This is a genomic window from Vibrio sp. YT-15, from assembly GCF_033337445.1.
Lineage (GTDB): Bacteria > Pseudomonadota > Gammaproteobacteria > Enterobacterales > Vibrionaceae > Vibrio > Vibrio alginolyticus.
The window spans coordinates 588139-602437 of the sequence record NZ_JAWOQR010000001.1 but is presented as its reverse complement, the minus strand read 5'-3'; the positions used below and the strand labels follow the sequence as shown (position 1 = coordinate 602437).

General features: G+C 44.9%; 17 protein-coding genes. 13 read left to right on the top strand and 4 right to left on the bottom strand.

Going from position 1 to position 14299, the window contains the following annotated elements; genetic code table 11:
- Positions 1 to 43 precede the first annotated feature (43 nt).
- The 3 genes from R7D93_RS02635 (at position 44) to R7D93_RS02625 (ending at position 2358) form a co-directional block, all read left to right on the top strand.
- On the top strand, positions 44 to 514 hold the full coding sequence (locus R7D93_RS02635; protein WP_005386917.1) for a GNAT family N-acetyltransferase: 471 nt from the start codon (positions 44 to 46) through the stop codon (positions 512 to 514).
- A gap of 118 nt (positions 515 to 632) precedes the next feature.
- Positions 633 to 1715, top strand: coding sequence for a type I restriction endonuclease (locus R7D93_RS02630; RefSeq protein ID WP_053303885.1), 1083 nt, complete (start codon positions 633 to 635; stop codon positions 1713 to 1715).
- Between the two features lie 184 nt (positions 1716 to 1899).
- Positions 1900 to 2358, top strand: a complete 459-nt coding sequence (locus tag R7D93_RS02625) for a GNAT family N-acetyltransferase (RefSeq protein ID WP_005386911.1) — start codon at positions 1900 to 1902, stop codon at positions 2356 to 2358.
- A 34-nt stretch (positions 2359 to 2392) separates the two neighbouring features.
- Here R7D93_RS02625 and R7D93_RS02620 read toward each other — a convergent pair whose 3' ends face one another.
- Entirely contained in the window at positions 2393 to 2905 is a 513-nt protein-coding gene (locus R7D93_RS02620) for a DUF2799 domain-containing protein (protein ID WP_017634421.1), read from the bottom strand.
- Between the two features lie 259 nt (positions 2906 to 3164).
- On the opposite strand from R7D93_RS02620, the gene R7D93_RS02615 reads away from it, so the two are divergent.
- The 4 genes from R7D93_RS02615 to R7D93_RS02600 all read left to right on the top strand — a co-directional run bounded on the left by R7D93_RS02615 (position 3165) and on the right by R7D93_RS02600 (position 7148).
- Complete coding sequence (locus R7D93_RS02615; protein ID WP_031781081.1) at positions 3165 to 3875, top strand: response regulator; 711 nt, start codon at positions 3165 to 3167, stop codon at positions 3873 to 3875.
- Positions 3875 to 5317, top strand: a complete 1443-nt coding sequence (creC, locus tag R7D93_RS02610; protein WP_213874404.1) for a two-component system sensor histidine kinase CreC — start codon at positions 3875 to 3877, stop codon at positions 5315 to 5317. The genes R7D93_RS02615 and creC overlap by 1 nt, the downstream gene beginning before the upstream one ends.
- Positions 5318 to 5392: 75 nt before the next feature.
- Entirely contained in the window at positions 5393 to 6733 is a 1341-nt protein-coding gene (gene creD, locus R7D93_RS02605; protein WP_005386904.1) for a cell envelope integrity protein CreD, read from the top strand.
- Positions 6720 to 7148, top strand: a complete 429-nt coding sequence (locus R7D93_RS02600; RefSeq protein ID WP_031781079.1) for a DUF2809 domain-containing protein — start codon at positions 6720 to 6722, stop codon at positions 7146 to 7148. The genes creD and R7D93_RS02600 overlap by 14 nt, the downstream gene beginning before the upstream one ends.
- 238 nt (positions 7149 to 7386) lie before the next feature.
- Here the strand turns inward: R7D93_RS02600 and R7D93_RS02595 are convergent, their stop codons facing one another.
- A complete protein-coding gene (locus R7D93_RS02595) occupies positions 7387 to 8061 on the bottom strand; it encodes a fructose-6-phosphate aldolase (protein WP_206953154.1) in 675 nt (224 codons plus the stop codon).
- Between the two features lie 256 nt (positions 8062 to 8317).
- On the opposite strand from R7D93_RS02595, the gene R7D93_RS02590 reads away from it, so the two are divergent.
- Both R7D93_RS02590 and R7D93_RS02585 read left to right on the top strand, forming a co-directional pair.
- A complete protein-coding gene (locus R7D93_RS02590; protein ID WP_213867893.1) occupies positions 8318 to 9259 on the top strand; it encodes a glycyl-radical enzyme activating protein in 942 nt (313 codons plus the stop codon).
- A 2-nt stretch (positions 9260 to 9261) separates the two neighbouring features.
- Positions 9262 to 11685, top strand: coding sequence for a formate C-acetyltransferase/glycerol dehydratase family glycyl radical enzyme (locus R7D93_RS02585; protein WP_213867892.1), 2424 nt, complete (start codon positions 9262 to 9264; stop codon positions 11683 to 11685).
- Positions 11686 to 11769: 84 nt separating this feature from the next.
- Here the strand turns inward: R7D93_RS02585 and R7D93_RS02580 are convergent, their stop codons facing one another.
- Complete coding sequence (locus R7D93_RS02580; RefSeq protein ID WP_042521682.1) at positions 11770 to 12315, bottom strand: TetR/AcrR family transcriptional regulator; 546 nt, start codon at positions 12313 to 12315, stop codon at positions 11770 to 11772.
- Positions 12316 to 12414: 99 nt separating this feature from the next.
- Here R7D93_RS02580 and R7D93_RS02575 point away from each other — a divergent pair, with 99 nt between their 5' ends.
- From R7D93_RS02575 to R7D93_RS02560, 4 genes are all read left to right on the top strand, one after another.
- Entirely contained in the window at positions 12415 to 12888 is a 474-nt protein-coding gene (locus tag R7D93_RS02575) for an HPP family protein (protein ID WP_064354938.1), read from the top strand.
- A gap of 138 nt (positions 12889 to 13026) precedes the next feature.
- Positions 13027 to 13242, top strand: coding sequence for a TIGR02450 family Trp-rich protein (locus tag R7D93_RS02570; protein WP_005374999.1), 216 nt, complete (start codon positions 13027 to 13029; stop codon positions 13240 to 13242).
- 112 nt (positions 13243 to 13354) lie between these two features.
- Positions 13355 to 13732, top strand: coding sequence for a PH domain-containing protein (locus R7D93_RS02565; RefSeq protein WP_005386881.1), 378 nt, complete (start codon positions 13355 to 13357; stop codon positions 13730 to 13732).
- 10 nt (positions 13733 to 13742) lie between these two features.
- The gene (locus tag R7D93_RS02560; protein ID WP_065275490.1) at positions 13743 to 13961 is read left to right on the top strand and encodes a DUF6500 family protein; all 219 of its coding nucleotides are present in this window, start codon (positions 13743 to 13745) and stop codon (positions 13959 to 13961) included.
- Here the strand turns inward: R7D93_RS02560 and R7D93_RS02555 are convergent.
- On the bottom strand, positions 13958 to 14245 hold the full coding sequence (locus R7D93_RS02555) for a hypothetical protein (protein WP_005375002.1): 288 nt from the start codon (positions 14243 to 14245) through the stop codon (positions 13958 to 13960). The genes R7D93_RS02560 and R7D93_RS02555 overlap by 4 nt on opposite strands.
- Between the last annotated feature and the right edge of the window lie 54 nt (positions 14246 to 14299).

Here is a 14299-nt window from a genome sequence, read left to right as displayed (position 1 = left end):
ACATACCCTGTATGAATTGAGCATAAAAACAACAAGGAAGATTATGATTACTATTGAAAAGTATTCGCCTGAGCGACATGAACAAACTTGCGAACTTAGCGTGCTAGAAGAGCAATCGCAGTTTACGGTCGCGGATGTGGGTGAAATGCTTACGCGTCTTGAACCTACAGAACTTCCGCATCTGATTTTGACAGACGATGATGTGGTTGGCTTTTTTCTATTTGATGCAGCTTACAGTGAGAAATACGATTTTTGCCCGAAAAACAGCTTAGGCGTACGTGCTTTGCTGGTGGATCACCGTCATCAAGGCAAAGGCATCGCCAAGCAAGCCATTCAACAGTTTGCCGATTTCGCCAAACGCCATTATCCCGAGTTTGATGCGCTTTATCTCACCGTGAATTGCCGCAACATACCTGCTTATCAGTGCTATTTAAAATCAGGGTTTGAAGATACCAATGAGCTTTACCACGGCGGCCCCGTTGGACCGCAGCACATTATGAGACAACCGCTTTAAGTTCGCTGTTGGGTGAGTGTTTGCATATGGCATTCAAACTTTTAACTACACAACATTTTAAGATACCAGTGTCATATATACTTTAAGTGTTTAAATGAACAATATGATGGAGTGTATTATGGATTTTATAGAACGAGTTCAAGCTCTTTCCAAAAAAATTCCCCAAGTATCAGCGAGTTTAGCTACAGAAGAAGCAACAAAAAACGCATTAGTAATGCCATTTTTGCACTCTGTATTAGGTTATGATGTCTTTAATCCAAATGAGGTTATCCCTGAGTTTACTGCTGACATTGCTACTAAGAAGGGAGAAAAAGTAGATTACGCGCTCATTAAAGATGGGGTTGTACAAATTCTTATCGAGTGTAAAAAATTTGGTGAGCCATTGGCCACTAAACATGCTAATCAATTGTTTCGGTATTTTTCAGTAACCAATGCACGTATTGCGATTTTAACTAATGGATCTGAATATCAGTTTTTTACGGACTTAGACGCTCCAAATAAAATGGATGAAAAGCCGTTTTTGACTTTGGATCTTGCCAATCTTGATGAGCACGTAATTCCCGAAGTGAAAAAGCTTACAAAGTCTTCTTTTGATGTTGAGTCTGTAGTTGATGCTGCCGGTGAACTCAAGTACCTCAATCAAATTAAAAAAGCACTTCATGAACAGTTTCAGAACCCTGAAGAGGAGTTTGTAAAATTCTTTACTTCAAAAGTGTACGATGGCGTCCAAACCGCAAAAGTCAAAGCACAGTTCATGGATATTACAACGAAGGCCCTAAAACAATTCTTGAACGACAGCATTAATGCTCGATTGAAATCTGCAATTGGTGGAGATGATAAAGCACCGATCAAGGTAGACGATAGCGTTAACACCTTTGAAGAATCCGTCGAACCTGCTCAAGATAAACCCAAAGTTCAAACGACAGATGAAGAGATCGAGGGTTTTAATGTAGTTAAGGCGATATTGCGACAACAAGTTGATGTACAGCGAGTGTGCGCCCGTGATACGCAAAGTTATTTTGGTATCCTGCTTGATGACAACAATCGGAAGCCATTATGTCGCCTTTGGTTCAATACCAAACAAAAGTACATTGGCCTCTTTGATGAAGCTAAAACAGAAACCCGCCATCCAATCGACTCAATTGACGATATTTTCAAATTTAGTGAGCAGTTACAAAGTACGCCAGAACTTTACGAATAGGCTTACATAGAAATGCAAATGAAGCTCCAACACATGATGTTTTGATATCTGTACTGGGGCTTTTCTATTATTCAATCGCCTTAGTTTTGTACAAACCTAGGTATCTTTGAGTTTTGGGATGGACATTTAATTTTAAAACATATACTTAAGGTGACTTAGATAGTTAAAAGCCAAGGATGGAAAGATGAGAATTGAAATCGACAATTTAGAACGGCCGCAAGTGATTGCGCTGTTGGAAGGACATTTACAGGACATGTACGCCACGTCACCACCAGAAAGCGTGCATGCGTTAGATTTAGATAAGCTCAAAGCGCCAGAAGTGACATTTTGGACCGGATGGAAAGGTGAGCAACTGCTTGGGTGTGCGGCGATTAAAGAGTTGGATGACCAACACGCGGAGCTGAAATCCATGCGCACCACGCCTACGGCAAGAAACCAAGGTGTGGCATCTCAATTATTGATTCATGTGATTGAGCAAGCGAAGCAAAAAGGTTTGCAGCGCTTGAGTTTAGAAACGGGCTCGATGGAGTTTTTTAAACCAGCGCGCCTGTTGTATGAAAAGCATGGCTTTGTGTACTGCGAGCCGTTCGGGGATTACGAACTCGATCCGAACAGTCAATTCATGACCCTAGAACTGAGCTAGGGCCATGAATTTTTAGAAGCTAAATCCAATCGATTTAGAAATTCAGATTCAAGTTGATGGTTGGCGACAAGAGGCTTGAACGCTCGTCAGCCAATCGCTTTCTCTTCTCTTTCAGTCTCTTGGCATTATCTTTGTCTGGATTGCCATCAAGCTGATTATCGATGACCGAGATTTCAGTATCGATTTGTTGGATGCGTTGCTGGCGTTGATATTCTTGATGACCTAACTGGTAGTTCTCAATAAACTCTTTGCTGCTGCATACACCGTAATATTCTTTGCCTTCGATACCGACAGTGTACCCATTGTCTGGTGAGCAATATTGGATAGTGCCTTTATCAAAGCCTTCTTTCCATTTCGCTCGGTCGGGTATCACACCCGCTTCACCACAGTCTTCGGTATAGCTATTGATAATGCTTGGATCGTTGCCGTCTCGGCCATCTTGATAACCTACGTTGTACCAGTTTGCCGTTTTGCACTCATCCGGAGACATGCTAGCGCAACCTGAGAGCAAAGTCAGTAAAGCCAGGGGGATTAGCGCTCTTTTCATCAGTGACTGTCCTTTAAATAAAATCGAATTGATAACTTGAGTTTAAAATGAACACTGTTCATATCAATGGTTGAAATCATTGTATCCACAATTGTGGTGACTCATTAATCTAAGTGATAAATTTATTATGCTGAATAGAAGTGTGTTTGATTAGTATTATCCACGAACTGCGCCTTTGCTGCATCAATCCACTAGCCTTGGCCCCAAATTAAGTGATAATACCAACATAAAGATAAACACCGTCAATGAGGCTAAGACATTGAGCGAACAACCCACCGTCCTTATTATCGAGGATGAATCTGCTATCGCAGAGAACCTGATTCATGTATTAGAGATGGATGGCTACCACGCAGAGTGGTTTGCAACGGCAGGAGAGGGCTTGGCCTTTTTGCAGCATAACTCTGCAGCGTTACTTGTCTTAGACGTAGGCTTACCGGATGGCAATGGTTTTGAATTATGCAAAACCATCCGTGAGTTTTCTGATATTCCCATTATCTTTCTCACTGCAAGAAGCGATGAAATTGACCGCGTAGTGGGCTTGGAGATTGGCGCAGATGATTACGTGACTAAGCCATTTAGCCCGCGTGAAATGTTGGCTCGTATTAAACTTCGAATCAAAGCCAAAATGCCGATGATGGAGCACAAACCAGAGCCTGTGGCTGTTCCAGAACAACCTCATTTGAACCATGATTTAGTTGCGCAGAACTTCGACTACGGTGTTGGCGGGCAAATGCTTGGGCTGACCGCGGTGGAGTTCAAGATCCTCGATAAACTGATTTCTGTCTCTTCCAATGTATTGAGTCGAGAGCAACTTATGGTCGCTGCTGACATGGCGCCGGAAGCTGCGTACGAGCGCAATATTGATACCCACATCAAAGCCATTCGCCATAAGTTGAAGCCGTTTGAGATGTCTGAACGCATCTGTACCAAACGTGGCTTTGGTTACTTTTACTGCATTAAAGGTGAATGATGAATCGCTGGCCGAAGATCCCACTTGGACTCAGACTGTTTTTTCTCTACTTCATCTTAGTCGGGATGACGGCTTACATGGTGAGCAAAACGGTTGTCCAAGAACTTAAGCCAACCGTGCGCCAAACCACCGAAGAGACGCTGGTGGATATGGCGAACTTGCTTGCGGTATTGGCGGAAGAAGACGTCGCGAATGACAAGTTGTCTGAGAATCGCTTCTCCAAACTATTAACGGCTTATGGACAGCGAGAGCCTCAAGCGCGCATTTGGGAAATCGGCAAAAAAGCGATTAACCATCGAATTTACATCACCGATAAACAAGGGATTGTTATTGCGGATTCTTGGCAGCAAGACGTAGGCAAAGACTACTCGCAATGGAACGATGTTTATCTCACGTTGCGTGGTCAATACGGCGCGCGCAGTACCATCGAAGACCCGAAAGATCCGCTCTCAACCGTTATGCACGTGGCTGCGCCCATTTATCATAAAGGCGAAATTATTGGCAGCGTGACGGTGGCAAAATCCAATCGCTCAGTACAACCCTTCATCGATCTTTCTAAACGCAATGTGCTGTTTTGGATGGTGTGGATGAGTGGTTTAGTGCTATTGGCAGGGGCATTGTTTGCTTGGCGAATTCACTCAGCACTGAACAAGCTAGAAGACTACGCGACCAAAATGGGTGAAGGTGAAAAGGTCTCTAAGCCGACATTTCGTATCTTTTATGAGTACGGCACGCTAAGTGATGCATTAGAGAAAATGCGCAATCAGCTCGATGGTAAGCAGTATGTGGAAGAGTACGTACAGACGCTGACTCATGAACTGAAAAGTCCGTTATCAGCGATCAAAGGCGCGAGTGAAATATTGCAAATGCCGTTGCCTGAAGAAAAGGTCGCGCGCTTTGCTGGCAACATTGAGCGAGAGAGCGATCGCATGCAGTCATTGATTGATAAGTTGCTAGAACTTGCTCGTCTTGAAAAGCGCCCTGAGCTAGAGCAAGTCGAAGCTATCTCGCTAGAACAAATGGTCAATGAAGTGGTTGAGTCGGCGGATGCGCGTTTGAGTGCTAAGTCGGTCACTGCCAAAATCCAAATTGATGACCATCTCTCCGTACTTGGTGATGCCTTCTTACTGAAACAAGCCGTTTTTAACCTGATGGACAATGCGCTGGATTTTGTTCATTCAGAGGGATGCATTGAATGGAAAACTGAGGTCACGAAAGAAAAGGTGTGCCTGTCGATTTTCAATTCAGGTCCTCACATTCCCGACTATGCAATGCCTCGTTTAACCGAGCGCTTCTACTCCCTCGCTCGGGAAAATGGTGTTAAGAGCACTGGGCTCGGGCTTAATTTTGTTGAGCAAGTGATCAAGCTGCACAAAGGTCAGTTGCAAGTCGAAAACGTCGATGCTGGCGTGAAAGTGACCCTGATTTTACCAACTCCATAGAAACTCCACATTAGCTCCATTCGTTCTCCAAATTGCTGATTTAGATTACTCCCATCAGCAAATGGAGAATGAAACATGAAAAAGATCCTCAATAACCAACTCGGCACGAAGTTCGCCTTCGTGCTGTTTTTGTTTGTCTTACTGCAAATCCCGCTTTCAATGGTCACAGGGCTGATCTCAGAACGCTCATATCGCCAAGATGAAGTCAGAAACGACATCGCACGCAGCAGCAGCGGCGAACAGCGCATCATTGGTCCATTCATCATGGTTAATTACACCGAAACCAGTTACCGAGATGACAAAGTACAGATTAAAGAGCGTCGTAAATTTCTTTTACCTAGCACTTTTGATATGAGCGCGAATCTGGACAGTTTTGAAAAGTACCGAGGCATTTACCGCGCGCGTTTATACAAAGCACAAGTGGCACTGAAAGGCACTTTTGATGCAGACGAACTCGCGGCGTTGCAGGGGCTTGATATTGACAACATGAGCCTAGTCGTTGGCATTGAAGACAGCCGTGGATTGATTCGTTTGGATGACATGACCATGGCGAGCTCTGATATCGAAGTCGCACCGGGAACGGGGTTAAATCAGTTACCACAAGGCTTCCACAGTGATCTGACACTTGCAGACCTAAACCCAGCAAAACCTTTGGTATTCGATCTTAACTTCTTGCTACAAGGGATGGGACAGCTTCAAGTCACACCAATTGGCAGTCAAACAACAGTGGAGCTCTCTTCAACATGGGCGCATCCAAGCTTTATCGGTGATTACTTACCGGTGTCATCAGAAGTATCTGAAGATGGATTTAACGCGCAATGGGCGAGCAACAACTTCTCAACCAATATCGCGCAGCTGTTCCAAAGCTGTTTGTCATCGAATCACGCTTGTCACGAGCTTGAACAGCGACAAATGGGCGTAGATTTGATTGACCCCGTTGATCACTATTTGAAGTCTCACCGAGCTGTGAACTATTCACTGTTGGTTATCACATTAGTATTTGCGAGTTTCTTCTTACTGGAGTTGTTCCAAGCGCGTCCGGTGCACCCTGTGCAATACGGTTTTATTGGTCTGGCTTTAGCGCTTTTCTATCTGTTGCTGATTTCGATGAGTGAACACCTCGGCTTCAACTGGGCATATGTGGTGTCAGCAGTCGCATCGGCGGGGCTTTTAAGTGTGTACGTGAGCGGTATGTTGAGCAACACCAAGCACGGCGCGATATTCGGAGCGTGTTTACTTACTCTCTACGGATTACTGTTTGGCTTGCTACAAGCAGAAAGCTACGCATTGGTCATGGGTACATTACTGTGTTTCGCGATTTTGAGTTTCACTATGGTTATTACACGCAACATCGACTGGTACGCACGAAATAAGAAAGCAGAAGAAAGTGCAAAGGCGAATCATGAAGATGTTTAAACGAGTCACTCTTACTGGTCAGCCAAGCAATATGGTGGAAGAAACGTGCGCTATCCACCTGCGATTTTCGGTAAAAAATGGACTGAAAAGCTTGGTGTGTTTTATCGCATTGGTCGTTATTGCGCTCTATGTTCGAGACAGCTTTATTCGTCCGACAGTTGGTGATGTTCTCGTTGTGGTTTGGCTCTACTACTTTCTTGCAAGCTTGTTCTCCATGCCCGTTAACTGGCTGGTTTCACTGGTGGTGTTGATTGCGTTTGCTGTTGAGTTAGGGCAACTGTTACAGGTTGCAGTTTGGCTTGGTATCGAATCTTCATCGCCTCTGGCTGTAATTTTGGGCGCCACATTTGATTGGAAAGATCTGCTGGCTTACTGCATCGGAGGTCTACTGTGTTGGTGGATGGAAAAGAAATGAAAAACGAGATGAAAGCCATTGCGCTACCAAACCGACTCCGCCATTCCAAACGAGGTATTCGTAAAAGGATCAAAATCAGTTTACTCAAGCGCGTGTACCTTTGGTCACTGACCAACAGAGAACTGCTGTAAACCTCACCTCTTTATATGAATTCAAAAGGGAATCTCAAACTCACCGGCGCACAGGGTGAGTTAAGATTCCCTTACTATTGACTAAGATATTGAGTTCTTACTTTTAATTAGCTTTCAAATGAAAGTTTCTCGCCGAACGTCTCTTTCCAGTCTTTATCGAACTGCTCAACCGCCGGTTTTACTGCTGGGTGAGCGAACATTTGTGCCGCCACATCGGTTGGCAATGTAATGGCTTCGATGCCCAGTTTCATCACTTCCATCGCTTGTTGAGTGTTCTTGAAGCTGGCTGCCAAAATCTTCGCTGGTAGTTGGTTTTGATCGAGCAACAATTGAAGATCCGCGACCACTTCAACACCATTGCCGTTCATCGCATCAATGCGGTTTACGTAAGGCGCTAGGTAGTCAGCACCGCACAGTGCTGCTAGGAAACCTTGTTGAGCTGAATAGATAGCAGTAGCAAGAACCTGAATTCCCTCTTTTTTCATTAGCTTAATTGCTGCCAAGCCGGTTTCTGTTGCTGGCACTTTTACCACCATATCGTAAGGCAATTCATTCAGTTGGCGTGCTTCTGCCACCATGCCTTCGACGGTTGAACTCACGACTTGAGCGTGAAAGCGAGGTGTACCGCCCAGTGCTTCTTGCATGTCTGCTAGGGTTTCATTCAGTCCCTGTTTTGATTTCGCCAAAATGCTTGGGTTTGTCGTCACGCCTTTTAGCGGTAGGCACTGGTTAAAGCGTTTTACTTCTGCCACATCAGCAGTATCTAAATAAAGTTCAATCATGGTTTCTACCTTAAACAAAATCTTCGTTTTGATGATGGGATCACTATAGATCTGACAATCGAACGAGATCTTGATTTTGATCAATTGAAATTTCATTTGAAACTATAATAATTTCATTAAATGAAAGTTAAGTGAAACTTGTAAAGGCTCAAATGAAGCTTTCAGTTAGAAAACAGAAAAGCTGTTCATAAGACTCAACGAGCAAAAGAAGCGAATTAGGTACACAGCGGTAGCACAGACCAAGAGGCAAGCAGAGATGTATTTCAATATCCAACGATTCTCTACCCATGATGGCGATGGCATTCGTTCCATTCTTTTTCTTAAAGGATGCAGCTTGTCTTGCCCTTGGTGTCAAAATCCAGAAAGCCGCAGCGAAAAGCATTCACTGTTGTTTGATCAGCGAAGCTGCATGGAAGATTGCCAGCTGTGCGTTTCTGCTTATCAAGCCACAACTCAATCTACAGCGGGTAGTGAAACGGTGGGTGATGGTATTCAACGTATCGACAACCGGATCATCATCAATCGCAAAGCCATCAAAGAAGACCAACTGATCGCGCTGCGAGACGTCTGTCCTACGCAAGCACTGACTGTCTGCGGTGAAGAGGCGAAATCAGACATGCTGTTCGACACCTTAATGAAAGACAAACCTTTCTACGACCAAAGCCAAGGTGGTGTGACCTTCTCCGGTGGTGAGCCACTCATGCAAGCGGATTTGGTAGCAGAACTCGCACAGCGTCTGCATGACAACCAAGTCTCTACCGCTATTGAATCGTGCATGCATGTGCCGTGGAAGAACGTCGAAAAAGCCGCGCCGCATATTGATTGCTGGTTGGCGGATTTAAAACACACTGATGAAGAAAAGTTTCTTAGCTGGGCGAAAGGTTCACTAAAACGCATCAAAGACAATTTCCGAAAACTGGCACCTATCGCGAAACGCATTGTGATTCGCGTTCCCGTGGTGCCGGGGTTCAATGACACCATCGAAGAGTTGAAAGACATCATCGATTTTGCGGCTTCACTAGAAAGCTGCCAAGAACTTCACTTGCTGCCGTACCACACGCTCGGCATCAATAAATACCGTTTGCTCGATATGCCTTACGAGTGTTCTGACAAGCCATTAAACAAACCAGAACTGCTAGAAAGCGCCATGCAATACGCAAGCGAAAACACCCAACTTAACGTGATTGTAAGAGGTTAACTATGGACCTGAATTACCTTCCTGAGCGTATCAAAGCGCACAAATCGGCACTGGTAAATATCGTAACGCCACCTGTCTGTACCGAGCGTGCAGAGGCATACACTCGTGCTTATCAAGCGAACGAAGACAAACCTGTGATTGTCCAACGTGCGCTAGCACTGCAAGAGCACTTACGCACTCGTACGATTTGGATTAAACACGATGAGCTAATCGTCGGTAACCAAGCGAGCAAAGTACGCGCTGCGCCTATTTTCCCAGAATACACTGTACGTTGGATTGAAGCGGAAATTGATGAGCTAGCTGACCGCCCTGGTGCAGGCTTTGCGGTCACTGAAGAAGATAAGCAAAGCATCCACAGCATCACGCCGTACTGGCGCGGTAAAACCGTTCAAGACCGTTGTTATGGCTTGTTCACTGATGAGCAGCAAGAAATCTTAGCCAGCACCATCATTAAAGCTGAAGGCAACATGACTTCGGGTGATGCGCACCTTGCGGTGGATAACGAAAAAATCTTGAAGCTAGGCATGAACGGCTTGCTAGAGGATGTTCGTCAGCACCGTGCTAACAATGATGTTTCGACCTTTGAAGGCTTGAAGAAAGAGCAGTTCTATAAATCAGTCGAAATCGTACTGCTTGCGATTCAAGATCACATGGTGAGCTACGCTGAATTGGCGGCAAAAATGGCGTTAGAAGAGACGCGCCCGCTGCGCAAAGCTGAGTTAGAAAGCATTGCGGCAAACTGTCGTCATGTCGCGAGTGATGCGCCGGAAAACTTCTGGCAAGCACTGCAATTGAGCTACTTCGTTCAATTGATGCTACAAATCGAATCGAACGGTCACTCGGTTTCTTTCGGTCGTATGGACCAATTCCTCAACGAATTTTATGTTCGCGATATCGAAAACGGCACGATTGAGAAAGACTTCGCACTAGAGCTTTTACAAAGCTGCTGGTTGAAGTTGCTTGAAGTAAACAAGATTCGCTCTGGTGCACACTCAAAAGCATCGGCAGGTTCTCCGCTGTATCAAAACGTGTGTATCGGCGGTCAGAAGTTGAATGAAAAGGGTGAGCCTGAAGATGCAGTGAATCCCCTTTCTTGGGCGATTCTGGAATCTTGTGGTCAGTTACGTTCGACGCAACCTAACTTGAGTGTGCGTTACCATGAAGGTTTAAACCAAGAGTTCTTAATGGGCTGTATTGAAGTGATTAAATGCGGCTTCGGTATGCCAGCGTTCAACAACGATGAGATTGTCATCCCTGAATTCATCAAGCTTGGTGTAGAGAAAGAAGATGCTTACAACTACGCCTCTATCGGCTGTATCGAGACGGCGGTTCCGGGCAAATGGGGTTACCGTTGTACGGGCATGAGCTTCATTAACTTCGCTCGTATCCTGCTCGCTTCATTGAACGAAGGTGTGGATGCAACAACGGGTAAAGCCTTCTTGCCGCACGATAAGTCATTAGCGAAAGGTAACTTTGAGAACTTTGAGCAAGTGACGGCTTCTTGGGCAGAGCAAATCCGCTACTACACCCGTAAATCGATTGAGATTGATACGGTAGTCGACAGCGTGCTTGAACAGCAGGCACAAGACATCTTCTGTTCAACGCTGGTGGATGACTGTTTGGCTCGCGGTAAAACCGTGAAAGAAGGCGGCGCGAAATACGATTGGGTATCTGGCTTGCAAGTCGGTATCGCAAACTTGGGTAACAGCCTAGCTGCCATCAAGCACCTTGTTTTCGATGACGCGCAAATCACCCAACCAGAGTTGGCAAAAGCATTGGCAGAAGATTTCGACGGCATGGAGAACGAACAGCTTCGCCAACGTCTTATCAACTTTGCACCAAAATACGGTAACGATGATGACGCAGTAGACCAACTACTGGCAGACGCTTACCAAGTGTACATTGATGAGCTAGAACAGTTCGTTAATACGCGTCATGGGCGTGGTCCAATTGGCGGCGGTTACTACGCAGGTACATCAAGTATCTCGGCAAACGTCCCATTCGGTGCTTCAACCATGGCAACGCCAGATGGTCGTAAAGCGAAAACGCCATTGGCAGAAGGTGCAAGCCCGTCATCTGGCTCAGACCGTTTAGGTCCAACGGCAGTGTACAACTCGGTTGGTAAGATTCAAGCGAATAAGATCCTTGGTGGCGTGCTGCTTAACCAGAAGTTAAGCCCGGCAGCAGTTGAGTCTGAAGGGGATAAGCTCAAGCTTTCTATGTTGATTCGTACCTTCTTCAACCACCACAAAGGTTGGCACGTGCAGTACAACATCGTTTCTCGTGAGACCTTGCTGGCTGCGAAGAAGAACCCAGAGCAATATCGTGATCTTGTTGTACGAGTTGCAGGCTACTCAGCGTTTTTCACCGCGCTATCACCAGATGCGCAAGACGACATCATCGCACGTACTGAGCACGAGCTGTAAGTACACTGATTAACTAAAACAAAAGGCACCGATTGGTGCCTTTGGTTTGAATACTTAATCCGCAAATGACTATACCTGAACGCATTAAAGCTTGTGCAAAATGGTCACGCATTTCTTCGTGACGTTGTCGTACTCTTTCGTCATGTAAGCGGTAGTGATCGCGCCCTCTTTCATGATGCAAATGGCATCGAGTAATGAAGCGTTTTCTGATTTGAGATAGCGTTGAATTAGCTCTCTGACTTGCTGTTTATGGTAGCGGCAATACGTTGCGATCTCGCCACTGTCGTCACTGAATTCCGCGGACGTATTGATGAAAAAGCAACCGCGAAACTCGCCCAACTTTTCTTCAGAGCCATGAAACCAGCCGTTGAGTGCTGTAAATAACTGATCGATCACCTCCGCGCACGTTTGTGCTGAAGAAAGCTTTTCCTCCAACCATTCCATAAATACTTGGTGGCGTTGTTCTAATGCGGCGATGATAAGCGCTTCTTTGCTCTCAAAATGGTTATATAGCGTGCGTTTAGCCACGCCGGAAACATTGAGGACTTCATTGATGCCAATAGAGTTGATGCCTTGTTTATAAAACAGTGACAAAGCTGTGTCGATCAATAACTGTTTCTTTTTGTTCATAACTACGTCCTCAAAAAGTTCCATAAATACATATTGACAAAGGTAGACAGATTTGTCTATTTTATTTTGTAGACAATTCGGTCTACTTTTGAGGTGTTTATGAATAATTTAATTTTATCGTTGGTTGCCGGGCTTGGCGCTACGTTGGCTATTGGCGTATTGTCCTACGCCGAGGTATCTCTTACTGAGGTAGTACTTCTCATGGCGCCATTTGGTGCTACGGCGGTGTTGGTGTTTGGGGTGCCTAGCAGCCCTCTCGCTCAACCAAAAAACGTTATCATTGGTCACTTCATTACGGCATCTATCGGTATTGCGTTTAGCCAGTATGTTGACGTCACGCCGGTCACGCTCGCGATTGCGACGGGGCTAGGTGTTTCTGCGATGCTGATTACGAAGACCACTCATCCACCTGCGGGTGCAAATCCAATTTTGATCATGGCGTCTGGGCAGGGATGGAGTTTTCTCTTCACGCCTGTCCTGATTGGCGCGGTAGTGATTGTTCTGGTCGGTAAAGGGTTACAGTTGCTACAAAATCAGTACCTAAACCCTCGACTGAATGGTCAGAAGACCTAGTCGGATTGTAGTTAGAGCCGCGAAAGGGAGTGATCTCTTTTGCGGTTTTATCTTTTGTCGGTTTGCAAAAACAAAATCTGATTCTCTCTTGGTATTCAGTCGTATACATCAACATGGTAGTTAAATTGGTACAATGCGATGAACAGAATCCACCCTAAGAAACTATTGCACAGTAAATGGACGGCAATTTCACCTAAAAACAAAGAGAAGCATTTTGTCGTGACAGAAATGGAACTAGATGAAGATGGTAACGTTGTGAGATGTGTCATCGAGGCAGTCATGAGTAAACGCGACCGAGAGATGAACTGGCAAGACCTAAAAGACTCTGAGCAATGGATGCAAGGGTGGAAGTGAGTGACGCTTCGTTGTTGGGCGAATCAAGCAGAAACGTGCGTTGCGAGTAGGCAAAAGTGGTGCTATCTGATACGTTGATAATTCGTTCTAACGCCCACTCAAAGGATTAATTATGATTGATTTCGACAATTCCTCTGTATTTAAGCTTAAGCCGATTGACGTTTCTAATGCCAGAGAAGACTTCCTTAAGTTCTTGATTGATGGTGAGACTATTTTCGCTGCTTTTAAAACAGTTCGTGACCAAGTGGTGTTTACGAACAAGCGAGTGATAGCGGCAAATGTGCAAGGGATTACCGGCTCAAAAGTGGATTACACTTCTTTGCCTTACAGTAAGATCAATGCATTTTCTATCGAGACCTCTGGTACTTTTGATTTGGATTGTGAAATCGAGTTCTTCATGAGTGAGGTGGGAAGAGTGCGTTTTGAAATTAAAGGCTCGTTTGATTTGATTTCTTTCAACCGTATGGTTAGTGAGTATGTACTAGGTTAAGGGATTAGAAATGAGAGCTTCGCTGAGAGACAAAATTATAGAGATCTGTGACAAAAAGATCGCGAGTAAAGGTGAATTGGTTGGTCTCTCATTTTATGCGTTTTTCGCTAATAAAAATGACGACCCAGAGCTGTTGATGGAAGCGGCCACGTGGTGGATTCAGACTCATCAGCTCGACCACTTCGAAAAAGCAGTAAAAATAAAATCAATGGTCGAGTCGGGGAGCTAAATTAAAAAAAAGAAGTAAAGAAAGCAGACAAATGCTAATAACGTTGCGGACAAAACAGGGTAGATAATGTAAGAGTCCTGCTTGTTGGTTCGTTGAAAACATAGCGAAACAAGTAAGACGTTATAAACAACAAGTAACAAGCTGATCATGGTTCCGCTGTTTAGTGTCATACTTGATAGCTGAGTTAAGAAAAACGCCAATAAAAGGTAATCGAAGACAATGAGCCATAAAAAGGCTTTCTTTAGTAAGTCGCTTTTTCTTTTTTCGGATGATGTTATGTGCATATAGAACTCAACTAAAAAGTCACAGTAACAGAGGCTTTGGTTAGAGAGGTCACC